Origin of the sequence: Streptomyces mutomycini (assembly GCF_001700505.1) — a bacterium.
Taxonomy (GTDB): Bacteria; Actinomycetota; Actinomycetes; order Streptomycetales; family Streptomycetaceae; genus Streptomyces; species Streptomyces mutomycini.
Genome location: NZ_MAPV01000014.1, coordinates 1 through 25,697 on the forward strand (window position 1 = coordinate 1; position 25,697 = coordinate 25,697).

24 protein-coding genes and 1 pseudogene are annotated in these 25,697 nt (G+C 70.1%); 8 read left to right on the plus strand and 17 right to left on the minus strand.

Going from position 1 to position 25,697, the window contains the following annotated elements; translation table 11 throughout:
* On the minus strand, window positions 1-1,668 hold a 1,668-nt coding region (locus tag BFF76_RS01790), incomplete at its 3' end, for a DUF885 domain-containing protein (protein WP_065846853.1).
* A 68-nt stretch (window positions 1,669-1,736) separates the two neighbouring features.
* Window positions 1,737-2,267: an Lrp/AsnC family transcriptional regulator gene (locus BFF76_RS01795; RefSeq protein ID WP_065846854.1), complete on the minus strand. Its 531-nt coding sequence runs from the start codon at window positions 2,265-2,267 to the stop codon at window positions 1,737-1,739.
* 59 nt (window positions 2,268-2,326) lie between these two features.
* Here BFF76_RS01795 and BFF76_RS30850 point away from each other — a divergent pair, with 59 nt between their 5' ends.
* Window positions 2,327-3,616, plus strand: a complete 1,290-nt coding sequence (locus tag BFF76_RS30850; RefSeq protein ID WP_051834598.1) for a trans-sulfuration enzyme family protein — start codon at window positions 2,327-2,329, stop codon at window positions 3,614-3,616.
* On the opposite strand, the pseudogene BFF76_RS01800 reads toward BFF76_RS30850, so the two are convergent.
* Together BFF76_RS01800 and BFF76_RS01805 are read right to left on the minus strand one after the other, a co-directional pair.
* Window positions 3,596-4,925 (minus strand): annotated as a pseudogene (locus BFF76_RS01800) (GNAT family N-acetyltransferase); the annotation flags it as partial. The gene BFF76_RS30850 and the pseudogene BFF76_RS01800 overlap by 21 nt on opposite strands.
* A gap of 120 nt (window positions 4,926-5,045) precedes the next feature.
* A complete protein-coding gene (locus tag BFF76_RS01805; protein WP_065846856.1) occupies window positions 5,046-6,626 on the minus strand; it encodes an alkaline phosphatase D family protein in 1,581 nt (526 codons plus the stop codon).
* A gap of 422 nt (window positions 6,627-7,048) precedes the next feature.
* Here BFF76_RS01805 and sigJ point away from each other — a divergent pair, with 422 nt between their 5' ends.
* Entirely contained in the window at window positions 7,049-7,933 is an 885-nt protein-coding gene (sigJ, locus tag BFF76_RS01810) for an RNA polymerase sigma factor SigJ (RefSeq protein WP_031094146.1), read from the plus strand.
* 258 nt (window positions 7,934-8,191) lie between these two features.
* On the plus strand, window positions 8,192-8,959 hold the full coding sequence (locus tag BFF76_RS01815; RefSeq protein WP_065846859.1) for a GntR family transcriptional regulator: 768 nt from the start codon (window positions 8,192-8,194) through the stop codon (window positions 8,957-8,959).
* A 186-nt stretch (window positions 8,960-9,145) separates the two neighbouring features.
* Here BFF76_RS01815 and BFF76_RS01820 read toward each other — a convergent pair whose 3' ends face one another.
* From BFF76_RS01820 to BFF76_RS01830, 3 genes are all read right to left on the minus strand, one after another.
* Complete coding sequence (locus BFF76_RS01820) at window positions 9,146-10,303, minus strand: ROK family protein (protein WP_053931221.1); 1,158 nt, start codon at window positions 10,301-10,303, stop codon at window positions 9,146-9,148.
* Between the two features lie 116 nt (window positions 10,304-10,419).
* Window positions 10,420-11,070, minus strand: coding sequence for a response regulator (locus tag BFF76_RS01825; protein ID WP_065846861.1), 651 nt, complete (start codon window positions 11,068-11,070; stop codon window positions 10,420-10,422).
* Window positions 11,071-11,074: 4 nt separating this feature from the next.
* The gene (locus BFF76_RS01830) at window positions 11,075-12,244 is read right to left on the minus strand and encodes a sensor histidine kinase (RefSeq protein ID WP_031094142.1); all 1,170 of its coding nucleotides are present in this window, start codon (window positions 12,242-12,244) and stop codon (window positions 11,075-11,077) included.
* 106 nt (window positions 12,245-12,350) lie between these two features.
* Here BFF76_RS01830 and BFF76_RS01835 point away from each other — a divergent pair, with 106 nt between their 5' ends.
* The 3 genes from BFF76_RS01835 to BFF76_RS01845 all read left to right on the plus strand — a co-directional run bounded on the left by BFF76_RS01835 (window position 12,351) and on the right by BFF76_RS01845 (window position 14,619).
* Window positions 12,351-13,286 (plus strand): ATP-binding cassette domain-containing protein, encoded by a 936-nt coding sequence (locus BFF76_RS01835; RefSeq protein WP_065846863.1) that lies wholly within the window; start codon window positions 12,351-12,353, stop codon window positions 13,284-13,286.
* A 5-nt stretch (window positions 13,287-13,291) separates the two neighbouring features.
* A complete protein-coding gene (locus BFF76_RS01840; RefSeq protein ID WP_065846865.1) occupies window positions 13,292-14,035 on the plus strand; it encodes an ABC transporter permease in 744 nt (247 codons plus the stop codon).
* A 146-nt stretch (window positions 14,036-14,181) separates the two neighbouring features.
* On the plus strand, window positions 14,182-14,619 hold the full coding sequence (locus tag BFF76_RS01845) for a hypothetical protein (RefSeq protein WP_031094127.1): 438 nt from the start codon (window positions 14,182-14,184) through the stop codon (window positions 14,617-14,619).
* 102 nt (window positions 14,620-14,721) lie between these two features.
* On the opposite strand, the gene mug is transcribed toward BFF76_RS01845, so the two are convergent.
* From mug to BFF76_RS01875, 6 genes are all read right to left on the minus strand, one after another.
* On the minus strand, window positions 14,722-15,270 hold the full coding sequence (gene mug / locus BFF76_RS01850; protein WP_065846867.1) for a G/U mismatch-specific DNA glycosylase: 549 nt from the start codon (window positions 15,268-15,270) through the stop codon (window positions 14,722-14,724).
* 19 nt (window positions 15,271-15,289) lie between these two features.
* Complete coding sequence (gene purB / locus BFF76_RS01855; protein ID WP_208604805.1) at window positions 15,290-16,732, minus strand: adenylosuccinate lyase; 1,443 nt, start codon at window positions 16,730-16,732, stop codon at window positions 15,290-15,292.
* Window positions 16,733-16,919: 187 nt separating this feature from the next.
* The gene (locus tag BFF76_RS01860; RefSeq protein WP_053931224.1) at window positions 16,920-17,759 is read right to left on the minus strand and encodes an SGNH/GDSL hydrolase family protein; all 840 of its coding nucleotides are present in this window, start codon (window positions 17,757-17,759) and stop codon (window positions 16,920-16,922) included.
* A gap of 214 nt (window positions 17,760-17,973) precedes the next feature.
* Window positions 17,974-18,993 (minus strand): hemolysin family protein, encoded by a 1,020-nt coding sequence (locus tag BFF76_RS01865; protein WP_031094119.1) that lies wholly within the window; start codon window positions 18,991-18,993, stop codon window positions 17,974-17,976.
* Window positions 18,990-20,327, minus strand: coding sequence for a hemolysin family protein (locus BFF76_RS01870; RefSeq protein ID WP_031094117.1), 1,338 nt, complete (start codon window positions 20,325-20,327; stop codon window positions 18,990-18,992). Before BFF76_RS01870 ends, BFF76_RS01865 begins: the two co-directional genes overlap by 4 nt.
* Before the next feature lie 209 nt (window positions 20,328-20,536).
* A complete protein-coding gene (locus BFF76_RS01875) occupies window positions 20,537-20,956 on the minus strand; it encodes a GNAT family N-acetyltransferase (protein ID WP_031094115.1) in 420 nt (139 codons plus the stop codon).
* A gap of 137 nt (window positions 20,957-21,093) precedes the next feature.
* On the opposite strand from BFF76_RS01875, the gene BFF76_RS01880 reads away from it, so the two are divergent.
* Both BFF76_RS01880 and BFF76_RS01885 read left to right on the plus strand, forming a co-directional pair.
* Complete coding sequence (locus tag BFF76_RS01880; RefSeq protein ID WP_030921856.1) at window positions 21,094-21,321, plus strand: hypothetical protein; 228 nt, start codon at window positions 21,094-21,096, stop codon at window positions 21,319-21,321.
* Window positions 21,318-21,689 (plus strand): hypothetical protein, encoded by a 372-nt coding sequence (locus BFF76_RS01885; RefSeq protein WP_031094113.1) that lies wholly within the window; start codon window positions 21,318-21,320, stop codon window positions 21,687-21,689. Before BFF76_RS01880 ends, BFF76_RS01885 begins: the two co-directional genes overlap by 4 nt.
* Before the next feature lie 10 nt (window positions 21,690-21,699).
* Here BFF76_RS01885 and BFF76_RS01890 read toward each other — a convergent pair whose 3' ends face one another.
* From BFF76_RS01890 to bioB, 4 genes are all read right to left on the minus strand, one after another.
* Window positions 21,700-22,395, minus strand: a complete 696-nt coding sequence (locus tag BFF76_RS01890; protein WP_053931225.1) for a class I SAM-dependent methyltransferase — start codon at window positions 22,393-22,395, stop codon at window positions 21,700-21,702.
* An 85-nt stretch (window positions 22,396-22,480) separates the two neighbouring features.
* Entirely contained in the window at window positions 22,481-23,170 is a 690-nt protein-coding gene (gene bioD, locus BFF76_RS01895; protein ID WP_065846871.1) for a dethiobiotin synthase, read from the minus strand.
* A gap of 1 nt (window position 23,171) precedes the next feature.
* A complete protein-coding gene (locus BFF76_RS01900; RefSeq protein WP_053931227.1) occupies window positions 23,172-24,476 on the minus strand; it encodes an adenosylmethionine--8-amino-7-oxononanoate transaminase in 1,305 nt (434 codons plus the stop codon).
* Window positions 24,469-25,632 (minus strand): biotin synthase BioB, encoded by a 1,164-nt coding sequence (gene bioB, locus BFF76_RS01905; RefSeq protein ID WP_065846881.1) that lies wholly within the window; start codon window positions 25,630-25,632, stop codon window positions 24,469-24,471. The genes BFF76_RS01900 and bioB overlap by 8 nt, the downstream gene beginning before the upstream one ends.
* Window positions 25,633-25,697: the final 65 nt, after the last annotated feature.

The following is a 25,697-nucleotide window of genomic DNA, read 5'->3' on the forward strand; positions in this document are numbered from 1 at the left end:
GTCCACCAGGTCGTCCAGGCCCAGCGACCCCTGGGAAAGGGCGGCCATGTGCCAGGCCTTGAGGTCGAACGCGTCGCCGTGGGCCCTCCGGGCGTTCTCCCGCCCCAGCAGCCAGGCGCGCTCGCCCAGCTTGTAGCCGATCGCCTGCCCCGGCATCGACAGATAGCGGGTCAGCTCACTCTCCACGAAGTCGGCGGGCCGGCCGCTGTGGCTGCCGAAGAACTCCTCGGCCAGAGCCGGCGTCCACCGCTCACCCGGGTGGAACGGCGAGTCCGCGGGGATCTCCAGCTCCAGGTGCATGCCGATGTCGACGATCACCCGGCAGGCCCGCATCATCTGCGCGTCCAGGTAGCCCAGACGGCGCTCCGCGTCGGGCAGGAAGCCCAGTTCGTCCATCAGCCGCTCGGCGTACAGCGCCCATCCCTCGGCGTTGGCGCTGACCTGGCCGAGCGAGGCCTGGTAGCGCGAGAGGCTGTCGGAGACGTGCTTCCACTGAGCGATCTGCAGGTGATGGCCGGGTACACCCTCGTGGTACCAGGTGGACACCAGGTCGTAGACGGGGAAGCGGGTCTCGCCCATGGTGGGGAGCCAGGTGCGCCCGGGCCGTGAGAAGTCCTCCGACGGGCCGGTGTAGTACGGCGCGGCGGCACCCCCCGCCGGAGCGATACGGGACTCCACCTTCCGCACCCGCTCGGCGAGTTCGAAATGCGTGCCGTCGAGCGCCTCGATGGCCTCGTCCATCAGGCTCTGGAGCCAGACGCGGACCTCTTCCACGCCCTCGATGTGCTTGCCGTGCACATCGAGGTGGGCCAGCGCCTCCCAAGGGCCCGCGCCCGGAAGGACCTTGTCCGCCTCGGTCTTCATCTCGGCGAGCAGCCTGCGGTATTCGGACCAGCCGTACGCGTACGCCTCGTCGAGATCCAGATCCGTGCCGTTGAACCGGCGGGACCAGCGGGCGTAGCGCTCCCGGCCGACGATGTCGGGCGCGCCCTCGATCGCCGGGGCGTACACGTCCCTCATCCAGTCCCGCAGCGTGACCAGGGCCCCGGTCGCCAGACCGGCTGCCTCGTCCAGCTCCGTGCGCAGTGATCCGGGCCCCTCGGCCACGAACTCCTGGAAGAACCCCGGACCGTCCTCCCCCGCCCAGGTCCCCAGCTGGCCGATGAACGTCGCAGCCGGGCGCGGTCCGCCGTACAGCTTGCGTTCCAGACCGAGCGCCAGCGAGGCACGATAGCCCTCCAGAGCGGCCGGAACCGCACGCAGCCGGTCCACGATCGCTGCCCAGTCCTCGTCCGTCGCCGTCGGTGTCGCCGAGAACACATCACGGAGGGCGTGCGCCGGCGAGCGGATGTTCGAGACGGCCCGCAGCCCCTCCTCGGCCTCGTGGACGGCGAGTTCGGCGGTCAGGCGTTCCCGCAGCAGCCGCGCGCAACGCCGCTCCTCGTCTGAGTCCGCGCCCGGCACCCTCTCGGCGGCGTCCAGTTCCACGAGGGTGCTGCGGATGAGTGCGGCCACGGCGGCCTGACCCGCGGGCGAGAAATCGGGCAGCCTGCGGGAGCTTTCCGCTACACCGAGGTAGGTACCGGTGATCGGGTCGAGTTCGATGTACGCGTCGACGTAGGCGTCGGCGACCTGGCGCGGCAGTGCGCTGCTCGATGTGTCTGGCATGCGGACATCCTCGTACGACGAGGGCCTTCACGTCACGGGGAACAGGACTTCGGCCGGTGGAGGACTCCTCAGGGCGCCGAGGGCCCCGGACGCGTCTCCGTGGTTTCGGCCGGGCTCCGCCTGCCTGCCGCGGGCGGCATCAGCGGGCCGCACTCCCACTGCTGGAAGATCAGCCGGGTCTCCACGCGTGCCACCTCGCGGCGCGAGGTGAATTCGTCCAGCACGAGGCGCTGCAGATCCGTCGGGTCGGCGACGGCCACATGCACCAGATAGTCGTCGGGCCCGGTGAGGTGGAACAGTGCCCGGGACTCGGACAGCGCCCGGATCCGTTCGACGAACGGGCCGATGAGCTCCCTGCGATGCGGCCGGACCTGGACCAGCAGGAGCGCCTCCAGGCCGCGGCCCAGCCTCGCGGGGTCGAGCTGCAGCCGGTGCCCGAGGATCACACCGGACCGGCGCAGCCGTGCCACCCGGTCCAGGCAGGTGGACGGGGCCACTCCGACTTCTGCGGCGAGCTCCCGGTACGTCGTCCGAGCATCGTTCTGCAGCATGCGCAGAATGTGGAGATCAACCGGATCGAGAGCGACGGATTCGGGCATCCGGCGAACGTAGCACGGCATGCACCCGCCGCAGTCCGGTTTCTGTTCAGGCTGACGACATGGACACCGAAGCCTCCTCGCTGACGACCCAGCCCCCCTTCCGGTCCAGGGCGCTCGCCACCGAAGCCGTGCACGCCGGACGCGACGATCTCGCCTCTCTCGGTCTGCACGCCGCACCGATCGATCTGTCCACCACCTACCCCTCGTACGACTCCATGGGCGAGGCAGCGCGCATCGACGCCTTCGCCACCACGGGAGCCAGGCCCGACGGCCCGCCCGTGTACGCACGGCTGGACAACCCGACGACGGCACGCTTCGAAACCGCTCTGGCCCGGCTGGAAGGCGCCGGAAGCGCGGTCGCCTTCGCCAGCGGCATGGCGGCGCTCACCGCCGTCCTGCTGGCCCGCGCCGGCCTCGGGCTGCGCCATGTGGTCGCGGTGCGGCCGCTCTACGGCTGCAGCGACCACCTCCTGGGCGCCGGGCTGCTGGGGACCGAGGTGACCTGGACCGATCCGGCGGGCATCGCCGAGGCGATCCGCCCGGACACCGGTCTGGTGATGGTCGAGACGCCTGCCAACCCGACCCTCACCGAGATCGACATCCGGGCCGTGGCACACTCCTGCGGCTCCGTGCCGCTCCTCGTCGACAACACGTTCGCCACGCCCGTGCTGCAGCGGCCCCTGGAACACGGCGCCCGGATCGTGCTGCACAGCGCCACCAAATACCTGGGCGGCCACGGCGACGTGATGGGCGGCGTCGTCGCCTGCGACGAGGAGTTCGCCGGAACTCTGCGGCAGGTGCGGTTCGCCACCGGGGGCGTGCTGCATCCGCTGGCCGGCTACCTGCTGCTGCGCGGCCTCTCCACGCTGCCGGTCCGGGTACGGGCGGCGTCGGCTGCCGCGGCGGAACTGGCCCGCAGGCTCTCTGCCGACCCCCGCGTCGCACGGGTGCACTACCCGGAGGTGGGCGGCGCGATGGTGTCCTTCGAGGTGTTCGGGGACCCCCACAGGATCATCGCGGGAGTCCGTCTGATCACACCCGCCGTGAGCCTCGGCAGTGTGGACACGCTCATCCAGCATCCGGCCTCCATCAGCCACCGCATCGTGGGTGAGGGAGACCGGAGGGCCGCGGGTGTCGGCGACCGGCTGCTGCGCATGTCGGTCGGCCTGGAGGACGTCGAGGACATCTGGGCCGATCTGTGCCAGGCGCTCAGCGCTGTTCCGCCGGCTCCGTCCGGGGAAGCGGCCGGGGCGTCGACGGTACCCCCGAGCGGGTCACAGGTTCCGTCACCGGTGCCGTCGTCTGCTGGTCGAACCGCTGTGCAGGAGCCGCGGCCAGCCGTGCTGTGATGACCAGCGTGCCTTCCTCGATCTGGTAGTCGAGAGGCAGCGAGAGCGCCCGCATGGCGGCCACCATGCCCGTGTTGTGGGCCTGCGTCACCGCGTACACGCTCTCGCAGCCGGCCTCGACGGCCAGGGCCACCAGCCGGCCGAGGAGCTCGGTACCGATACCGCGGCGCTGCCAGTCGTCCTCGACGAGGAGGGCGACCTCGGTCTCGTCCCCGTCCCAGAGCAGATGGCCGAGCGCCACCAGCCGGCCGGAGGCCGTCTGCACGGCGAGCGTCCGGCCGAAGCGAGGGCTCAGCAGGTGGTCCAGGTAGCGGTCGGCGTCACGGACCGGACCGTGGTAGCGCAGGCCGAGGGTGCGTTCGGAGCAGCGGCCGTGCATGGCCAGGGCCGCGTCCAGGTCGCCGCCGTCCGCACGGCGCACGGTGATCTCGTTGCCCTCGGGCAGGGTGAGGACGTCCTCACTGCGCGGTACGCGCGGGCCGAGCCGTGCGTCGAGTTCGACCAGGGCACGCGCCCGGGCGAACTCCGTCGGGGTGAAGGGGAGGTAGGGACGCTCGACGCTGATGACACCGCCCGAGGGATCGCGCAGCCGCATCACGGTGTCCTCCAGGACGCCCTCCACCGGCGCGCTCTCCCCGGTGGGCCGGCCGGTGATCGACCGGGCGGGCAGCGAGTGGATGGTGCACCGGCCCAGGAGCTGACGCAGGGCCAGCGGGAGCTCGGCCGCGTCCAGTGCCGTGCGGGTGGCGAGGCCGAGGACCCGGGTGGGCGTGTCCACCAGGTCATGGGCGTCCGCGCGCTCGATCCAGGTGGCGGATCCGCCGGCGGCGGCGATCTCCCGGGTGAGCTGCTGGGCCGGCAGCGCCGCGGGCGCACGCAGCAGGAACTCGTCGACGGTGCCGTCGGCCAGCGGATGGGTCTGCAGGGTGAGGATGTCGATCCGGTGACGGGCGAGGGCGATGCAGAGGGCGGCGAGGGTGCCGGGGGCATCCCTCACCGTCGTCCGCATCCGCCACAGCACCGTTTCGTCGGTGTCGGCCCCGGAATCGGCGGAGGTGATCTCCGCAGCGGCGCCGGTGCCGGTATCCGGGGGTGGCGCGTGGCTGTGCCGTCGCGCCCACCAGGTGTGGAACGCGGCCGTGGCCACCAGGGCCACGGCCGAGGCGATCAGCAGATAGGGGCCGTCGGGCTGGTGCCCGATCAGGTTGGCGATGGCGTCGGCCACGGCGACGGCGGTGAAGAGCGCGGCCAGCTCGATCAGGTCCCGCCGCCAGTGGTGGGGACGGCGGGCACTCTTCGCGGATGTCACATCAGTCATGTCCTCACTGTGACCGAACGGTGTTGCCTGATCACGAACGCATTGTGACTGATGGGTTACGTGTGGATCTGGTCGCCTTCCACACGTTTTTCGTGTGTCACCGACCGGTGTTCACTGCCCGGTGCGACCCGGCTGCAGGACCTTGCTGAACATGACGGTGCCGCCCTGCGCCCGCAGGCGCACGGTCAGTTCCCCGCTTCCGCCGTCGATGTCGACCTCACCGAAGAACTGCGGGGACTCCATCGGGGACACGTTCGCCCGGTCCGGCGCCCTGACGAAGACCCGCTCCGGGCCGAACGTGCCGTCCAGCGCGTTGGCGGGGAAGCCGCCCGCGGCCAGAGGGCCCGAGACGAACTCCCAGAAGGGTGCGAAGTCCTTGAAGGCCGCCCGCTCGGGGGCGTAGTGCTGGGCGGATGTGTAATGCACGTCCGCCGTCAGCCAGACGGTGCCGGTGATACGCCGGTGCTTGATGTGGCGCAGCAGTTCAGCGATCTGCAGTTCCCGGCCCAGCGGTGCGCCCGGATCGCCCTGAGCGACCGCCTCGAAGTCAGTCGGTCCGTCCGGGACCACCAGCCCCAGCGGCATGTCGGCGGCGATCACCTTCCACACCGCCCGTGACTGCGAGAGCTCCCGCTTGAGCCAGCTGAGCTGCTCGGCACCGAGGATGCCCGTGGTGTCGTCGGGCTGCCGGCCGGGGGAGTTGGCGTTGCGGAAGGACCTCATGTCCAGCACGAACACATCGAGCAGAGGACCGTGCCGGACCACACGGTGCATGCGCCTGTCGTTCGGCGACGCCTGCAGCGTGGGTACCGGGAAGTACTCGCGGAAGGCCCGCATCGACCGCGCCGCGAGCAGATCCACGTTCTTCTCGGTGTAGCGGACGTCGTCGAGGATCTGTCCCGGGTACCAGTTGTTGCGCACCTCGTGGTCGTCCCACTGGACGACGGACGGAACCTGCGCGTTGAACGCCCGCAGGTTGTCGTCGAGCAGGTTGTACCGGAAGTTCCCGCGGTACTCGTCCAGGGTCTCGGCGACCTTCGACTTCTCGAGGGTCGTGACGTTGCGCCAGATCCGCCCGTCGGGCAGCGTCACGCTGGGCTCGAGCACCCCGTCCGCGTAGATGTTGTCGCCGCTGCACAGGAAGAAGTCCGGGTCCAGGCGGCGCATCTCGTCGTACACCCGGTAGCCGCCGATGTCGGGGTTGATGCCCCAGCCCTGCCCCGCGATGTCGCCGGACCAGAGGAACCGCACCCCGTCACGGCGGCCGGCCGGAGCGGTGCGGAAGGTTCCGTACACGGGCTTGCCCGTACGCCGGGGGTCGTGCGGGTCAGCGAGCGTGACGCGGTAGTGGATCTGCTCCCCGGCCGGCAGCCCGTGCAGCGGGGTCGTGCCGGTGAAGTCCGTACGGGCGCCGATCAGCGGGCCGTGCCATGTGCGCGCACGGCGGAACGACTCCGTCGCGGACGTCTCCACCACCATTCGGGCCGGACGGTCCGAACGCACCCACACCAGGGCGGACGACGCCGTCACATCACCGACCTGCACGCCCCAGGACGCGCTCGGCCGGCCCGACAGGGCGAAGGCGGGCGCGCTGGTGACCACCCCGGGCACGGCGACCGCGGCCGAGGCCAGGAGCGAGCCGCGCAGCACGGTGCGGCGGCCCGGGGCCGGGATGAGCGGACGGTTCGACATCGATGCGCCTCCAGGGGCGAGAGGGCTGCCGGGACAGCGGGTCGGTACAGGCTGAACTGCAGACTCATACCTAGTCCCCGGCGGCGGCGGGCACGCCAACCGCAGGTGAACAACCAGTCGCTCAGCCCTCGGACACTGGGCTCGGGCGCTCTGCGGTGGGGTGGCGCCGGCAGGGGTGTCAGCGGCTCGTGTTCGTGGCCTGTTCGTCCGTATGCGACTTCGGCCGTGCGAACGGCCGGCGGGACAGCCGACGGCGAACGAGACCGTGGTGGGCGTGCTGCTCACCAGGACGGACCCGCTGGCCCGGGTGGGACGGAACGAGACGGCTCGTCACTGATGATTACTGTCGGGCAGCTTCCAGTTCAAGGGGCAGGCGTCGAATCCCGCTGGACACCTCCGGGCGCGTCGGCTGGGATGGGAAAGTGACTGCCGACACCGTGACCGAGCTCTTCGAAGAACATCGGCCCTTCCTCACCGGGGTCGCCTACCGCATGCTCGGCCGCGTCGCGGACGCCGAGGACGTGGTGCAGGAGGCATGGCTGCGCTGGTCGTCGGCGGAGCACGAAGATGTGCGGGAGCCGCGTGCTTTTCTCATGCGGATCACCACACGTCTGGCCATCGACCGTCTGCGCCAACTGCGGTCCCGGCGCGAGGCGTACGTCGGGCCCTGGCTGCCCGAACCCGTGGCCACCGAATTCGGCACGGCCGTCGCTGATTCCGCGGAACGAGCGGTCCTCGCCGACTCCGTCTCCCTCGCCGTACTCGTCGTCCTGGAATCCCTCTCCCCGCTGGAGCGTGCGGTATTCGTCCTGCGTGAGGCCTTCGGTTTCCCGTACGCGGAGATCGGAGCCACCCTCGACCGGTCGGAAGCGGCGGTCAGGCAACTCGCCGGCCGCGCCAAGCGGCATGTGGAGGAGCGTAAACCGCGGTACGAGGTCGATCCGGTCGTGCGGCGCGACCTCACGGAGCGCTTCCTTGCCGCAGCTTCGGGCGGGGACCTGGAGCAGTTGCTCGCACTGCTGGCGCCCGACGTGCGTCTGGTCAGTGACAGCGGAGGCAAGGCGAAGGCGCCGCGGAGGATCATCGAGACCGCGGACAAGGTCGGCCGCTTCCTGCTTGCCGTGGGGCAGGACTGGCCCGCCACGACGGAGGTGCGAATCCTGGAGCTCAACGGCGGGCCCGCTCTGGTGTTCAGCGTGGGCGGCCAGGTGGACACGGTCTTCCAGACCGATGTCGGCGGCGGGGTCATCCGGTGCGTGTACGTCATCCGCAACCCGGACAAACTGTCCGGGGTGCGCGCGGGCTGACAGTGCGGGCGGAAGCCCGAACCGGCTCCCGGGGAGCGCACACAGGTCCTCCCGGGGCCTTCCGTGCTGCCCGGGCTCACTGCCGCCGCACGAACGTCCTGTGAACGCTCTGCGGCAGCGGGTCGTTCCGCTGCGTTACGGGGCGAGGATTGGTCTTGACCAAGGTGGTTCGCCGTCCTAAGGTCTGAGCGATAAGGCAGGAACCTTTAATAAAGAACGTCGCGGAAAACAAGCCACCGGGCGGATGCGGAGGACAGGGTGGGGACCACGCAGCTGGAATCGGTGCAGGAGCCCAAGTACTGGCACCTGAAGACCGTGCTCAGTGAGGCGCTCGACTCGGACTTCGCGGTGGGAGAGGTTCTGCCCAACGAGCGGGACCTCGCGGCCCGCTTCGGTGTCGCCAGGGCGACGCTCCGTCAGGCGCTGGAGCAGCTCGAGCTCGAAGGCAGGCTGCAGCGCCGCCGGGGCGTGGGCACGACCGTCGCGCCGCCCCGGGTCGGAGTGGCCGTCGCCACCGCACAGCACGGCTGGGCGGGAGGCGACACCGACGAGGCATGGCAGCCCGTCGAGTGCACCACCACGACCGCTCCCGCCGCCGTCGCGGTCATGCTCGGCACGGACCCCGGAGAGCTCGTGCACGCGGTGCGCCGCATCCGTGTCGCCCACGGGCAGGCCGTGGCGGCGGAACTCCTGTACGTCCCGACGCCGTCGGTGCCCGAACTCTCCGCCATCGAAGCGCAGTCCGGACCTGTCCGGGCCCGAAGTGTCCTGAGGGAACTGCACCGCCTCGACCTCGACGGGCAGGACCGCTCGGTCGAACTGGGGTCGGCTCGCGCGGACGACGCGAAGGAGCTCGACCGGCTCCCGGGCGCCCCCGTTCTCGTGGTCACGACCCGGTACCTCGCCGACGCCGGCACGGCAGCTGTCTCCGTCGCCACCTACAGGGCCGACACCTGCCGGCTCACCTTCGGGGATTCGGGCGCTCTGGAGATAAGCCACGACGAGCAGGAGCGCAAGGCCTCCTGACGAGCAGCGTTGGGGGCCTCCTGACACCTCTGGGGCCTCGGGGACCTCGTGACGCCTCGGGGACCTCGTGACGCCTCGGGGGAAGCAAGCTTTCCGTAACGGGGCCCACACCGCGTTCCTGCCACGGTGCCGTTGAGGGCCCGCCCGGGTGCGGCGCTCGGTTGCGTTCCGTACGGCCCGTCGCCCTCAGCGGCGGGCCGTCATCGTGCCCTCCACGGCGAAGAGCTGCTCCTCCACGTGGTCGAGCGCCAGCCGCAGCGCACCGGTGGCGACGGCCGCCTCCCCTAGGAGCGACAGTGCGACCCGGGGCGGCCGCAGGCAGTAGCGGGCGAGCTCGTCACGGAGCGGGTCGAGGACACCGTCCAGGCCTGCGGCCCACCCGCCGATGACCACGAGCTCCGGATCGAGCGCCAGCACCAGGGCCGCGACATCGTGCACCAGCCGCTGAATGAACCGTGCGACCGCGGCCCGGGCCTCGGCGTCGCCCTCCCTGGCCTTGGCAAAAACGGCCGCGACGGCCTGCTCGTCCAGCGGGACCAGCGGCGTGTCCGTCGTGGACAGCAGGTGTTCCGGCGTGACATCGCGGCCCAGCAGATGCAGGGCGCCGATCTCACCGGCCGCGCCGCCGAAGCCGCGGTGCAGCCGCCCGCCGATCAGTGCACCCGCGCCAGGGCTCAGGCCCGCCAGAACGAAGACGATGTCGTCGGACCCGGTCGCCGCTCCCTTCCAGTGTTCCGCCACCGCGGCGGCGTTGGCGTCGTTCTCCACCAGGACCGGGCACCTGAACGAACGCCGCAGCCTCTCGCCGAGCGCGAGTCCGGTCCAGTCCGGCAGCGCCGTACCCAGCCGCACCGTGCCGTCGGCCTCGACGATGCCCGGGCTGCCCACGCCCACCGCGCGCAAGCTGCTCCGCTGTACGCCGGTGCGACGCAGTACGTCGGCGATCATGCCTCTGACCTGGTCGAGCCTGTCATCCGCACACGCCGTCTCGGAGACGTCACGTGAGCCCGCGCCGACGATCCGGCCGTCCAGCCCGGACAGCAGTGCGGAGACCCGGTGCGGGCCGATCTCGACGCCCAGCAGGTGGCCGGCCTCGGCACGGAACCTGAACCGTCTGGCGGGACGACCCTGGCGTCGGGCTTCGCTCTCGTCGGGAAGCGCCTCGACCACGAGGCCCGCACCGAAGAGCCCCTCCACGACGCCTTCGACCGTAGGACGCGACAGACCTGTGATCCGGGTCAAGTCAGTGAGCGTGGGCGAATCCGCCCCGCGCAGGGCGTGCAGTACCACTGCGGAATTGATCCTCCGCAACAGGGACGGGTCCCCACCGGTCAGCTTGCCCACCGTGTGTCCTCCCAGGTCGTGCGCGTGTCTGCCGGATCGTACTCGCTGCCCCAGGCCTCGGCGACCGGCCCCCGGAGAGAGATGCCCGGAGCCGGCCGACGGCGCGGACAACGTCCTCAGCGCGGAGTCACGAAGCCGGACTCGTAGGCGGCGATCACCGCCTGGGTGCGGTCCCTGGCCCCCAACTTGGCAAGAACAGCGCTGACATGTGTCTTCACCGTCTCCACGCCCACGATGAGTTCGCCGGCGATCTCCGCGTTGGACAGACCCTGTGCCATCAGGCGGAGCACCGCTGCCTCGCGGTCCGTGAGCGCCGCCCGGTCCATCGCGGCCCGCGCCTTGCTCGTGCCGTACTCGGCGGCGAGCTGCCGGACAGCAGCAGGGAAGAGCAGTGACTCGCCTTCCGCCACCAGGCGTACGGCGTGCACGATCTCCTCGGGCCGGGCCCGCTTGAGCAGAAACCCGTCGGCGCCCGCGCGCAGTGCCTCGTACACGTACTCGTCGTTCTCGAACGTGGTCACCACAAGGATCTTCGGCGGATCGGCGACGGTTCGCAGCACGGCCCGTGTCGCCTCGATGCCGTCCATCAGCGGCATACGTACGTCCATGGCCACCACGTCGGGCCTGAGGCGGCTCACCAGAGGAATCACCGCAGCACCATCGGCGGCCTCACCCACCACTTCGATGTCGGGCTGTGCTTCCAGAACCGCGCGCAGTCCCGCGCGCACCAGGGGCTCGTCGTCGACCAGAAGAACGGTTACCGGCATCCGGTCAGCGTATGCGGTCCAGCGGAAGGGTCGCGTGCACCCTCCATTCCCCCTCGCACGGGCCGGTGCCGGCCTTGCCGCCCAACAGGGCGGCCCGCTCCCGAATACCCCTGAGCCCGCTGCCGCCACCCCGGCCATGCGGCGACCCTGCGAGGGGGTTGGCCACCTCCAGCTCCAGCCTTTCCTTCGTCACAGCGATCCTCACCCGTACGGGAACGGCGCCGGCGTGACGCAGCACATTGGTGAGTGACTCCTGCAGAATCCGGTAGCCCTCGCGGGACACCGGGCCGGGCACGAGCTCGAGCGGGCCGGTCACCTCCGTGTCGATCTTCACCCCGGATGCGCGGGCCGACTCCAGCAGGCGGTCGGCCTCGGTCAGGGTGGGACGCCCGCTGACGGTAACGCCGGACTCGCGCAACACCCCCAGGACGCGCTCCAGATCGTCCAGTGCGTTTCGCCCCGTCTCCTCGATGGCGGCGAGTGCCCGCGCGGTGAACTCCGGGCTTCCCGCTGTCCTGGCAGCTCCTGCCTGTACCACCGCGACCGTCAGCGCGTGTCCGATCGAATCATGAAGCTCGCGCGCTATCCGGTTACGCTCCAGCAACTGTTCGGTGCGCTCCTCCAACGCGGTCATCCGCTCGGCCGGTGATGGTCCCAGCAGCCCGCGGGCCGCTGCCGTAACCACTTCACCGCAGAGGACGACCAGCCCGAGAAGGATCAGGATCGGCACGGGAGCGAGCAGGGCGCACCACCAGCCGGGCTGGACACCCCGTCCCAGCCAGTTGTCGCTCGGGCCCGTTCCGAACGAACCTCGCACGAGATCGACCGCCGTCGCCGGCAGCCAGACCGTCGCGAAGCACGTCACTGTCGCGAGGACCAGCCGCACCTCCAGCCAGGCAACGGTGCGGCATCGGTCGCTCCAAGTCGTGGCAGGCCCGGCTGAGATCGGGGCGCCGGGTCCCTTCTGGGCGGGCTTGAGGAGCAGTTGGGCCTGGAGCCCTTCGGCAAGCCGCATCGCAGGAAGCAGCCCGACAGGTATCGCGAAGAGGAACAACATCCACGGCTTGCCAGGGGAGATGAAGAGCCACACGCTGCCCACTGCGACAGGAATGAGAAGGTGCAGCCATCGACTGTACGTGGCCGGCCTGGCCAGCCTTGCGAAGATGCGGCGCATGCCGCAATCGTGCCAGGGCGGCCCGGGGACGGCTCCCCCGGGAGAGGGAGACAGTCCACCCCGGCGGGGGAGGCCGCGAACCGGGGCCGAGGGCCACGCTGAGGTCATGACCAGCATCGACGTCCATGAGCTCACCAAGGACTACGGAACCAAACGCGCCGTGGACCACCTCACGTTCAGCGTGCGCCCTGGCCGGGTGACCGGCTTCCTCGGGCCCAACGGCGCGGGCAAGTCCACCACCATGCGCCTGGTTCTAGGTCTGGACCGGGCGACCGGCGGTTCTGCCACGATCGGTGGACGGCCCTACACCTCACTGGGCAATCCGCTGCGCCGGGTCGGCGCGCTGCTCGACGCCCAGGCGGCACATGGGTCGCGAACCGCACGCAACCACTTGCTGACGCTGGCCGCCAGCAACGGCATAGCGGCCGGCAGGGTCGAAGAGGTGCTAGTGGAAGCCGGTCTCGGTTCTGTCGGGGGCCGGAGGATCAAGACGTTCTCGCTCGGGATGCGGCAGCGACTCGGTATCGCCGCGGCGCTTATCGGCGATCCGGAGGTGGTGATGCTGGACGAACCGTCGAACGGACTGGATCCGGAGGGCATCATCTGGATCCGAGAGCTGGTGCGGAAGCTGGCCGGTGAGGGCCGTACGGTGCTGGTCTCCAGCCACCTGATGAACGAGACCTCCTCGTTCGCCGACCACCTGGTCGTCCTCGGCAAGGGAAGACTCCTTGTCGACATGCCGATGCGGGATTTCCTCGAGTCCCGGAGCCGGCCGGGCGTGCGGCTCCGCACTACGGAGCCCACGCGACTGCGCGATGCGCTGCTCCGCAAGGGGTATGAGCCGGCACAGGGCGACGACGGGTGCTGGGCGGTCGCCGGAGCCTCTGCGGAGGAGATCGGTGTCCTGGCCGCGATCGAAGGCATCCCACTTCTCGAACTCATGGCTGAGCAGGCCACGCTGGAAGAGGCATACCTCGATCTCACATCGACCGAGACGGAATTCGCCGCAACCAAGTTCCCCCTCGCCGACCAGGAGGCCTGACGAGCATGACCATGTCGACGACGGCGGTACTGCACTCCGAGTGGATTAAGATCAAATCGGTGCGGTCCGTTTCAGGTTCCCTCATAGCGGTTTTCGCCGCCACCCTCTTCGTGACTGTATTCGCCTCTTCAACCGTCGGGCAGGCGGAGGCGGACAACCCGGGGAACGACCCCCTCTTCTCTGCCTTCTACGCGCTGAACTTCGGTCAGATCGCGGCCATCAGCTTCGGTGCGACCGCTCTGTCGTCCGAGTTTCTGAACGGAGCCCTGCGGACATCGCTCACGGCCGTACCCAGCCGCAGCCTCTTCTACGTCGCGAAGATGGCGGTGGTCGGTGGCCTCGCCCTGGTCGTAGGCCTGATCACCAGCTTCGCCACATTTCTGGTGGGACAGCTCTTCATGGGTGAGTACGCGATCCGCCTCGAGGAACCGGGCGCTCTGCGCGCCGCATTCGGCGGTGGCGTCTACCTGGCTCTGATGGCTCTGTTCGCAGCGGGCCTCACGGCGGTACTGCGCAGTGCGCTTGCAGTGCTCAGCCTGCTCATCCCCTTCATACTGATCGTCTCCTTCGTGGTCGGGGGCGTAGCGGGTGGCGTCGCCCAGTATTTCCCCGACCAGGCCGGGCAGTTGGTGCTCCACGCGCATCAAGAGGGCGGTCTCGGACCGTGGACGGGGCTGGGCGTCACCGCAGGGTGGGCGGGTGTCGCCCTGGTCGCAGGCTGGTGGACCCTGCGGAAACGGGACGCCTGAGCCGCGACGGCGAGTGGGCGTGACTTGCGCGCTCGCAGGTCGTCTTGCCGGCTTCCGGGACCTTGCAGGAGGCTTTCGGGAGCTTGTGGGAGCAGCGGACTGCCTGGTGGGGGCCATGTGTCAGTGCGGGGCGGTTTACTGACGGTATGACCACCGCACATCACCTCCGCCTCATTGACGGGATGCGCACCAAGGACTTCCCCCCGGAACGCGTTTCGTCGGGCTCGGGAGTCAGCGGACCCGGCTACCACACGGAGCTCCTCATCGGCGAGGACGGCCACGAGGAGGGAGACGGGGCAGATAGCACAGAACACCGGGTGCAGTGCCTGGCCGAACACGATGCGCTGCTCACCCTGCTGACGCTGCGCTGGGGCGAGCCAGATGTCATCAGCTTGTGGAGCGCACAGGAACGGATGGCGGCGGGGGAGGTGATAGCCGAGCCCTGGGCCGAACCAGTCGCGAGTTGCGAGTACCTCCAGTTGTGGCGGACGCAAGGCCGATGGGTGGCCGTTGTGCTCTACCAGGAGGACGACGGACCGGGCTGCGAGTTGGGGGTACTGGTCACCGCCATCGACCCACCCTGAGCGATGAGATGTCCAGCCCCTGGGTATCCGACCCGCAGCATTTCTGTGGCAGTTCCCGTGCGGTCCTGCGGCACTTCCTGCCCGAGCCGGGAGGCGAGGACCTCAGCCGGCGGCGTCCCAGCCGGCCGTCCGCGCCAGGCGGGCGTACTCCTCCGCCATGGTGCGCACGGTCCAGTGCGCGTTCAGCCCACTCGGATTGGGCAGCGCCCAGACACGAGCGCCGCCGACGGTCCGCTCCTGAGGGCCGATCCGCGCACGGCGATCGCCGAAGGCCGTGCGATAAGCGGTGACACCGACCACCGCGAGCCACAGCGGGCGCAGCTTCTCCACCTTGGCCGAGAGCACCCTTCCGCCTTCACGGAACTCTTCCGGGCCGAGTTCGTCCGCCCGTGCCGTTGCCCTGGCCACCACATTGGTGATCCCCAGTCCGAATCCCAGAAGTTGTTCCTGTTCGGACGGTTTCAGCTGCCTGGGCGTGAAGCCCGACAGATGCAGTACCGGCCAGAACCGATTCCCCGGATGGGCGAAATGGTGTCCCGTGGTGGCAGTCATGATGCTCGGGTTGATTCCGCAGAACAGCACACGCAGACCGCCCGCGACCACGTCGGGTACGACGCGATCGCGGGCGGCCTGAAGCTCCTCGGGTGTCATCCGGCAGCGGTGGCGGTCGTCAGAGGATGGAGCCGGGGGCGTATGCGGCAGCCTGTGGGTGCTGTTTGGCGATCTGCTCGATGCTGGAGACCAGCGACGCGACCTGGTCGCCCGCCGCACCGGTGAACGAGAGCTTGTCGGCCATCAGGGCATCGAGCTCCCCGCGGTCGAGCGGGATCCGCTCGTCGGCGGCCAGCTTGCCCAGCAGTTCGTTGCGCTCCGCGCCCTGCTCCCGCATGGCGAGCGCCGAGGCGACCGCGTTCTCCTTGATTGCCTCGTGCGCGACCTCGCGGCCGACTCCGGCCCGCACCGCGCCCATCAGCACCTTGGTCGTGGCGAGGAAGGGGAGGTAGCGGTCCAGCTCACGCGCCACGACCGCGGGGAACGCACCGAACTCGTCGAGGACGGTGAGGAAGGTCTCCAGCAGGCCGTCGAATGCGAAGAAGGCGTCCGGCAGCGCGACCCGTCGGACCACGGAGCAGGACACGTCGCCCTCGTTCCACTGGTCGCCGGCCAGCTCGCCCGTCATCGACGCGTAGCCGCGCAGGATCACCATCAAGCCATTGACGCGCTCACAGGAGCGGGTGTTCATCTTGTGCGGCATCGCCGACGAGCCGACCTGGCCGGGCTTGAAGCCCTCAGTCACCAGCTCATGCCCGGCCATAAGCCGGATGGTCTTGGCGACCGACGAGGGGGCGGCGGCCAGCTGGACCAGTGCCGTCACCACGTCGTAGTCGAGGGAACGGGGGTACACCTGGCCGACGGAGGTGAAGGCGTGCGCGAAGCCGAGGTGCCCGGCGATGCGCTGCTCCAGATCGGCGAGCTTGCCCGCGTCGCCGCCGAGCAGGTCCAGCATGTCCTGTGCCGTACCGACGGGCCCCTTGATGCCGCGCAGAGGATAACGGCCCAGCAGGTCTTCCAGCCGGCCGTAGGCCACGAGCAGCTCGTCCGCGGCGGTGGCGAAGCGCTTGCCGAGGGTCGTCGCCTGCGCGGCGACGTTGTGCGAACGGCCTGCCATGACCAGCTCGCTGTACTCGGCCGCGAGCTTGCCCAGCCGTGCCAGGACCGCCACCGTGCGGTCGCGCATCAGCTCGAGCGAGAGCCGGATCTGGAGCTGCTCGACATTCTCGGTGAGGTCCCGGGAGGTCATCCCCTTGTGGACCTGCTCATGCCCGGCGAGAGCGTTGAACTCCTCGATGCGGGCCTTCACGTCGTGCCGGGTGACCTTCTCGCGCTCGGCGATCGAGGCCAGGTCGACCTGGTCGATCACCCGCTCGTAGTCGGCCAGAGCGGCGTCGGGTACCTCGATCCCGAGGTCCTTCTGAGCGCGCAGCACCGCCAGCCACAGCTGACGTTCCAGCTTCACCTTCTGCTCGGGGGACCAGAGGACGGCCAGCTCCGTAGAGGCATAGCGGCCGGCCAGGACATTGGGGATGCGAGGCTTCGCAGACACAGCAGTCACGTGTCCCGATTCTACTGGCGGTTTCTGCAGGTCCGCGCCGCGGGCTGATTTGTGGTTTCCCACAAGGGTCTCACCTCATGGCCCCTCACGGTCCTGGCGCGGCTTCCGAGCGGGACCCCGAGTCCCGCAGGACCGCGTGAACATCCTCCGAGGTGCGCCAGCCCACCAGCCGGCCGCCGTGAAGCGGTCAGCCGTCGAGCCGTCGCCACCCCGTCACGGGTCCGGGTGCGGCCGCCCCGTCCTCGGGAGAGATCCAGAACGCCTTCCCCAGCTCCGCGTCGAACTGTGAGCCGGCCCGGCCGTCGCCGGACGAGCGCCCGGTCAGGCGTCGGCCGATCCACGGGATCAGATGCTGTCGGCCGAACCGGACGTCGTCGATCCGCCGCTGCGCCCAACGCGCGGGCGCCGACGCCGGCATCGGAGCCCGCCAGTCACTCTCCGCAGGCAGCCCCAGCGTCTGCCACACGGCTTCCGCGACCCTGCGATGGCCCTCGGCCGTCAGGTGCAACCTGTCGACGTCCCACATCCGCGGATCGCCCAGAGACGGCGCGCCGTACAGGTCGGCCACCACCGCACCGTGACGCTCGGCCAGGTCACCGATCAGTGCGAACAGTTCCTCCATGCGCGGACGGAAGCGTTCCATCACCGGACCGTTCCGGCCGGGGCTGCGCATCAGCACCAAGGTCTTGCACGACGGCGCGAGACGTTCCACCGCCTCCTCCAGCCGGCCGCGGACCATCCCCATGTCGCACTTCGGCCGCAGGGTGTCGTTGAGCCCGCCGACGAGCGTGATCACGTCCGGCTGCAATGCCGCGGCGATGCCGACCTGCTCGTCGACGATCTGACCGATGAGCTTTCCCCGCACGGCGAGATTGGCGTACCGGAAGCCGGGCGCACGTGCCGCGAGGCGGGCGGCCAGGACATCGGCCCAGCCGCGATAGGAACCATCGGGCAGCAGATCCGACATGCCCTCGGTGAACGAGTCGCCGACCGCGACAAGACTGGTGTAGGGCGCATTCAATTCCATGGCGCTGCTGATCGTACCGCGCCGGTACGATCCGCCGGGTCGGGTCTGCGGGAGCGCCGGCCCCCGGGGAGCCGGGGGAAGCGCGAAGGAGGGGCGCGACCGCGTGGCCGCACCCCTCATCGCACTGTCACCCGACGCCATTCACCCGACGCCATTCACCCGGCGCCGGGAGCCGGAGCCCACGCCGGAGCCGTCACGCGGCCCACGCGGGAGGTCAGCGGGCCTGGGGCCTGCCCACGAGCTCACGCAGCACGTCCTCCATCGTGATCATGCCCGCCAGCCGGCCGTCCTCGTCGAGCACGGCTGCCAGATGCGTCCGGCTCCGCCGGAGCGCGGTCAGCACGTCGTCCAGAGGCGTGGCCGCACGCACGCGGGCGATCGGCCGCAGAGCACTGACCGGGAACGGCACATCGCGCGGCGCGGCGTCCAGAGCGTCCTTCACGTGGAGGTACCCGATGATGCGCTGCTCGCTGTCCATCACGGGGAAGCGCGAGAAGCCGGACTCGTGCGAGAGCCGCTCGAGCTCCTCCGGGGTCGTGCCGACCCTGGTGTACAGCACCCGGTCGACCGGAAGGAGTACGTCCTGGACCGGCCGGCGGCCCAGTTCCAGCGCGTGGCGCAGACGGTCCGCGGAGCGGTCGTCGACGAGCCCGGAATCCTCGGCGTCCTTGACGAGGCGGGCGAGCTCGTCGTCGGAGAAGGTCGCGGACACCTCGTCCTTGGTCTCCACCCGCAGCAGCTTGAGCAAAGTGTTCGCGAAGGCGTTGATCGCGAAGATCACCGGCTTCAGCGCCCTGGCCAGCGTCACCAGGGGTGGTCCGAGCAGCAGAGCGGTGCGGGCGGGCTCGGCCAGCGCGATGTTCTTCGGCACCATCTCGCCCAGCAGCATGTGCAGGTACGTCGCCACGGTCAGCGCGATGACGAACGAGATCGGGTGGACCAGCCCGTGGGGCACCCCCACCGCGTCGAAGACCGGTTCCAGCAGGTGGGCGATGGCGGGCTCGGCGACGATACCCAGCACCAGCGTGCAGAGCGTGATGCCCAGCTGAGCCGCCGCCAGAAGCGCCGACACGTGTTCCAGGCCCCAGATCACGCTGCGGGCCCGCCGGTTCCCGGCTTCGGCCTCGGGCTCGATCTGGCTGCGGCGTACGGAGATCAGGGCGAACTCCGCGCCGACGAAGAAGGCGTTGACGACCAGGGTCAGCAAGCCGATGAAGAGCTGGACGGCGATCATCGTTCGTCCTCCTCCGGCTCGTCGTCACCGGGCAGCGGCGCATGGAGCAGCGCACGAGCGGCGCGGTGCCCCGAAGCGTCCACCACGTCGATCCGCCAGCCGGTGAGCTCGACGGAGTCGCCGACCACCGGAATGCGGCCGACCTCCGTGGCGATCAGCCCGGCGAGTGTTTCGTAGGGCCCGTCCGGTACCCGCAGCCCGATGGTGCGGAGCTGGTCCGTGCGGGCCGCTCCGTCGGCGGACCACAGTGTGCGGCCGTCGGCGTCCTCGCCCGCGGCCGCGAGGTCGGGGGTCTCGTGCGGGTCGTGCTCGTCCCGCACCTCGCCGACGACTTCCTCCACGATGTCCTCCAGCGTCACGACTCCCGCCGTGCCGCCGTACTCGTCGATGACGACGGCCATGGCCAGCTTTCCGGAAAGGCGGTCCAGCAGGCGGTCCACGGTCAGGGTCTCCGGTACGAGCAGTGGCTCGCGGAGCATGTCCGACACCCGCTTACGGGGCCGTTCCTCCGCAGGAATGGCCAGTACGTCCTTGATGTGCGCGACGCCTACCACCGTGTCCAGGCTGCCCCGGTAGACGGGGAACCGGGAGAGGCCGGTCGCCCGGGTGGCGTTCGCGACGTCCTCGGCGGTCGCCTGCACCTCCAGGGCCGTGACCTGGACGCGCGGGGTCATCACGTTCTCCGCGGTCAGTTCGGACAGGTTGAGGGTGCGCACGAAGAGCTCCGCGGTGTCCGCCTCGAGCGCGCCCTCCTTGGCGGAGTGGCGTGCCAGGGCGACCAGCTCCTGCGGGCTGCGTGCGGAGGCCAGCTCCTCGGCGGGCTCGAGGCCGAAGCGCCGCACCATGCGGTTGGCGGTGTTGTTGAGATGGCTGATGAAGGGCCGGAAGACCGCCGTGAACGCGCGCTGCGGCGTGGCGACCGTGCGGGCGACCGCCAGGGGGGAGGAGATCGCCCAGTTCTTCGGGACGAGCTCACCCACCACCATGAGGACCACGGTGGACAGCGCCGTGCCGATCACGAGCGCCAGCGAGGAGGACACGCCGGGCGACAGCCCGGTCGCCTCCACCGGTCCCCGGATCAGTTTGGAGATGGAGGGCTCGGAGAGCATGCCAACGATCAGGTTGGTGACGGTGATACCGAGCTGAGCGCCGGAGAGCTGGTAGGTGAGGCTGCGTACGGCCTTGAGCGCTCCCGCCGCTCCTCGGTCCCCTTGCTCGACGCTCCGTTCGAGCTCGCCACGCTCCACTGTGGTCAGAGAGAACTCGGCCGCCACGAACACACCGCAGACGACGGAGAGCAGCAGTGCCACGAGGAGCAGGAGCACTTCGGTCATCGGTTCACCTCCGTCCCATGATCGGGCAGGGGCGGAGGGACCGCGCGATGTCGGCGGTATCGACTACTGGGGGGCTCGCCCATGGGCGGACGCTCACACCTTTCGAAAGGGTCGGACGGTCGAGGAACCATAGTAAAGGATCGGCAAAAAGCCCTGTCCGGCGTGCGATTTGTGGATGATCGCGAGTGTCCGGCGGTGCGGGTCATGCGTCAGAGGGACTTGACCCAGCGCCGCCAGTGGTCCTCGCGATGGTAGCCAGTCGCGCCCCACGTGTGATGGGCCAGCTCGTTGGACTCGAGCACCATGGCGTCGATCCGCCGCCCGCCCAGGGCGAGAAACCGCCGCTCCGCGGCTTCCAGCAGTGCAACGGCGATGCCCTGCCTGCGGTAGTCGGGGTGCACGGCGAGGCGGTACGCGGAGCATCGCCATCCGTCGTAACCGGCTATGACGGTCCCGGTGAGCACGCCGTCGCGCTCCGCGAGGAGGAGGGCCTCGGGATCCCGTGAGATCAGCCGGGCCACTCCGTCGTGATCGTCGGTGATGCTGGTGCCTTCCGCCGCCTCCCGCCAGAACCGCAGGACGGAGTCGATGTCCGAGAGGGTGGCGCAGCGGATATCAAGATCAGTCATGGCCCGACCCAACCAGAGTGTTCGGGGGCAGGGCGAGTGCATGCCGCGGCATCACGAGACTCGGACCGTCCCCGAAGCCGCCAGGTGGCGGCACGGCCCACTTGCGGGTGCTAGCGCACTCGCGCTAGCGTGATGTGGTGCCCAAGACTCAGCTGAACGTCCGAGTGGACGAGGCCACCGCCGAGGCGGCGCGGCAGCGTGCCCTGCAGCGCGGGATGAGCGTGAACCGCTACATAGAGGAGCTCGTCAAACAGGATGCGGGCGAGGTGGGACACACCTTCGTCGAGGCCGCGGCCGACTTCATGAAGCAGTACGAGTCGGTGTTCGCCGAGGAGTTCGGCCCGGAGCGCAAAGGCACCCGTTGAATCTGCAGATCGACCTTTCCTGGCTGCTCATGGTCGCCGAGCACAAGACGCCCGGTGATCCACAGGTCGTCGACTGGGGTGCGCTCGTCGCCGCTGTCAGCCGGCACGAGGCGGAGATCTTCGGCAGCCCCGTCTACAGCGACCCGCACTCCCGGGCAGCCGCCATGCTGCAGCTGCTGCTCCACGTGCCCGCGCTCGAGCATTCCAACGCGATGTTCGCCTCCGCCGTCGCCTACGGCTATCTCGTCGCTTCAGGGCTCAAGGTCATCACCTCACCCGAGCAGGTACGCGATCTGGCCCGCCTGGTGAAGGAGGGCAAGGCCGACGTCCGCGCCATCGCCGACGAACTGCGCCGGTGGAGCCTGTGACCGGAGTTCCTCAGCCCGCCTCCGCCGAGCGGTCCACAACCCCGGATCTGCGGGCCACGCCGAGCACGCACGGGGAGCTCGGTAGCTGCACGCCGCTGTCCGGGATGCGGAACCTGCGGTACACCCCCAGCTCGAAGCCGGCGTCCTCGATGGCCGCGACCGTGTCCCGCGCCGTGTGACAGCCCCCGAAGAGCAGCGGCCAGAGTGTGCGGTCCGCCGCCCGCTGTGCCGCTGCCAGCGCCCGTCCCGGAGCCAGGGTGTGCTCGAAGAAGCGCAGCTCACCGCCCGGCCGCAGCACACGCTTGATCTCCGCCAGGGCCCGGGGCAGGTCCCTCACGGTGCACAGGACCAGTGAGGCGACCGCAGCGTCGAACGCCTCGCTCTTGACCGGCAGCGCCTCTGCCGTGCCCGGCACCACGTCGACCGGCACTTCCGCGCGGAGCGCCGCACCGGCCGCCAGCTGCCGCAGGCTGCGCTCAGGCTCGATTGCCACCACTTCGGACACGGCCCCCGGGTAGTGCGCGAAATTGAGGCCATTGCCCGCGCCGATCTCGATGACACGGCCGGAAAGACCGGCGAGAAGCTCTTCGCGGCGGCCCGCCACACCTCCCTTGAGGTCGGCGGTCACGCTCAGCCGGGCGTAGAACCGGGCGAATACCGGGTGGTGTACCGCGTCCCGGGGGACAGGTGTGCTGCGACGACGCATGATCGGACCTCCTCGGAGGGCACGGGCACGGGTACGTGATTACGGCTCTCCTTCGATTCTCCCCCGTGCGGGCCCGCTCAGCCGCTCATCCGGCGGGACGCCTCCCGCCGAGTTCCGGGGACAGCCAACTCGCCGCCCGGGCCCGGAAGTCGGCCGGTGCCAACACCCCCGCCCCGGCCGGGACCGCCCCGAGCAGCGGGGCTCCGGCGGCGACCGGGAGGTCCTCGATGTTGCACCACGAGGCCAGATCGGGCTCGGCCGGCATGCTTCCGACCACCACCCCGCGACAGGTGAGTCCGCGCGTCCGCAGCGCCTCCGTCGTCAGCGCGGTGGCGTTGAGGGTTCCCAGGCCCGCTGGTGCGACCACCAGAACGGGTGCCGCCATCAGCCGCGCGGCGTCAGCGAGCGTGGCCCCCTGCCCGTCGTAGCGGACGAGCAGCCCGCCCGCGCCCTCGACCAGCACCAGGTCGTGCTCCGTCGCCAGCTTCTGGGCGGCCTCGGCGATCTCGTAAGGCCGTACGGGCGCGAGGCCCGCTCGGCGTGCGGCTGTCTCGGGCGCCAACGGCTCCGGGAAACGGGCCAGTTCGACCGCGGTGACATGGGCGCCCGCCAGCCGCACCACCTCGGCGGCGTCGCCCGGTTCCCCCGGGGCGAGTCCGGTCTGGGCGGGCTTGAGGACCGCGACCCGCAGGTCCCGGGCGGCGGCCGCCACCGCCGCGGTCACGATCGTCTTGCCGATCTCGGTACCCGTACCGGTGATCACGAGAATCGTCATCTCAGCCCTCCCTCGCCGCGGCGCACACAGCCCGGCAGATCCGTGCCACATCGTCGTCGCCGGTCACATAGGGCGGCATCGTGTAGACGAGATCACGGAACGGGCGCAGCCACACGCCCTCACGAACCGCGGCGTGTGTCGCGGCCTCCATGTCCACCTCGTGATCGAGCTGCACGACCCCGATCGCGCCCAGCACCCGGACGTCACGTACGCCCGGGACGTCCGCCGCCTCGGCCAGCCCCTGACGCAGGCCCGTGCCGATCCGCTTCACCTCCAGCTCCCAGTCCTGGCCCAGCAGCAGGTCCACGGACGCGCAGGCCACCGCCGACGCGAGCGGGTTTCCCATGAACGTCGGCCCGTGTGCCAGCACCGGCACGGCCCCGCTCGAAATGCCCTCTGCCACACGCGAGGTACACAACGTCGCCGCCAGCGTCAGATAACCGCCGGTCAGCGCCTTGCCGAGACACATGACATCCGGTGAGACACCTGCGTGACCGGCAGCGAACAACTGTCCCGTACGGCCGAACCCGGTCGCGATCTCGTCGAACACGAGCAGCACGTCGTTCGCGTCGCACGCCTCGCGGAGCACCCGTAGGTAGGCGGGGGAGTGGAAGCGCATCCCGCCCGCACCCTGCACCACGGGTTCCACGATCACCGCCGCCAGCTCGTCGGCATGCGTGGCCACCAGCTCACGCAGATGCCTCACGTAGGCCTCGTCCGGCTCGGCGTCGAAGCCGTCCGGCGGGGTGTCGGCGAAAATCTGCCGGGGGAGGGAACCCGACCACAGCTCGTGCATCCCGCCCTCGGGGTCGCACACCGACATGGGCTGCCAGGTGTCCCCGTGGTAACCACCGCGCCACGTGAGCAGCCGGTGTTTTGCGGGCCGCCCCGCCGAACGCCAGTACTGCAGGCACATCTTCACCGCGACCTCGACGGAGACCGACCCCGAATCGGCGAGGAAGACGTGCTGCAGCGGCTCCGGGGTGATCTCCACGAGTCGTGTCGCCAGCCGGACGGCGGGCTCGTGCGTGAGTCCGCCGAACATCACATGGCTCATCCGGTCCAGCTGGCCACGGGCGGCCTCGTTGAGCACCGGATGGTTGTAGCCGTGTACCGCCGACCACCAGGACGACATGCCGTCCACCAACTCACGTCGGCCGTGAGCGGGTTCGGCGAGCCGGAGACGCACCCCGGACGCGGACTCCACGACCAGCGGCTCCTGCCGGCCCGGCATCGGGCCGTAGGGGTGCCACACGTGGGTCCGGTCCAGGGCGCGGAGTTCCGCGGGGCTGAGCTGATCAGGCATTGGGAGCGAGGTCCGTCCCGGCGCCTCGACGGCGGACCGACACCAGGTCCGTACGGGCCGCCAGGACCTCGGAGGGCTCCGGAGCGGTCTCGGCCGCGTCGCCGCAGGGAGCGCAGCCGCCCTCCTGCGAACCGCAGCCGCCGCCGGCCGGTGCCCGGTGCCCGGGGAGCGTCGCCGTGGACGCGCCCTCCACCTCGAAGCCGGCGTCCGCGATCATGTCGAGGTCGGTCTGGCCGGACTGGCCCTCGCTCGTCAGGTAGTCGCCCAGGAAGATGGAGTTGACCAGATTCAGCGCGAGCGGCTGCATCGAGCGCAGATGGACCTCGCGGCCGCCCGCGAGCCGCACCTCGACGTCCGGGCACACGAACCTGACCATCGCCAGGATCCGCAGGCAGCGCTGCGGAGTGAGGTGCCAGTCCTTCGCGAGCGGAGTTCCCTCCATGGGAATCAGGAAGTTCACCGGCACCGAGTCGGGATCCAGCTCACGCAGCGAGAAGACGACGTCCACCAGGTCGGCGTCGGACTCGCCCATCCCGGCGATCAGACCGGAGCACGCCGAAAGCCCGGCGGCCTGGGCCTGCTGCACGGTGTCCACCCGGTCGGCGTACGTGTGCGTGGTCGTGATGTCCCCGTACGTGCCTTCGGAGGTGTTCAGGTTGTGGTTGTACGCGTCGGCGCCCGCAGACCTCAGACGGTCGGCCTGGCCCTCGGAGAGCAGCCCGAGACAGGCGCACACCTCGACGTCCTCGTGCTGCTCCTTGATCGCCTCGATCGTCTGCGACACCCGGTCGACGTCACGGTCGGTGGGCCCCCGGCCGCTGGCCACCAGGCACACCCGCTTGGCGCCGCCCGCCACCCCCGCGGACGCGGCCTTCTTCGCCTCGTCCGGTTTCAGCCAGGTGTACTTGAGGATCTCGGCCTTGGAACCGAGCCGCTGCGAACAGTACGAGCAGTCCTCGGGGCAGAGCCCTGACTTCAGGTTCACCAGATAGTTGAGCTTGACGCGCCGGCCGAACCACTGGCGGCGCACCTTTCCGGCCGCGGCCACCACGTCGAGCAGTTCGTCGTCGGAGGTCGCCAGCACGGCGAGCGCTTCGTCACGGGTCGGCAGTTCGCGCCGCAGCCCCTTTTCCACCAGCGTGTTCAGCAGGTCCATGGCGTTGATCCTGACGTACGCCACCGCCATCGGCCAAGGAGGAACCGGACAATAGAGGCTGCTGA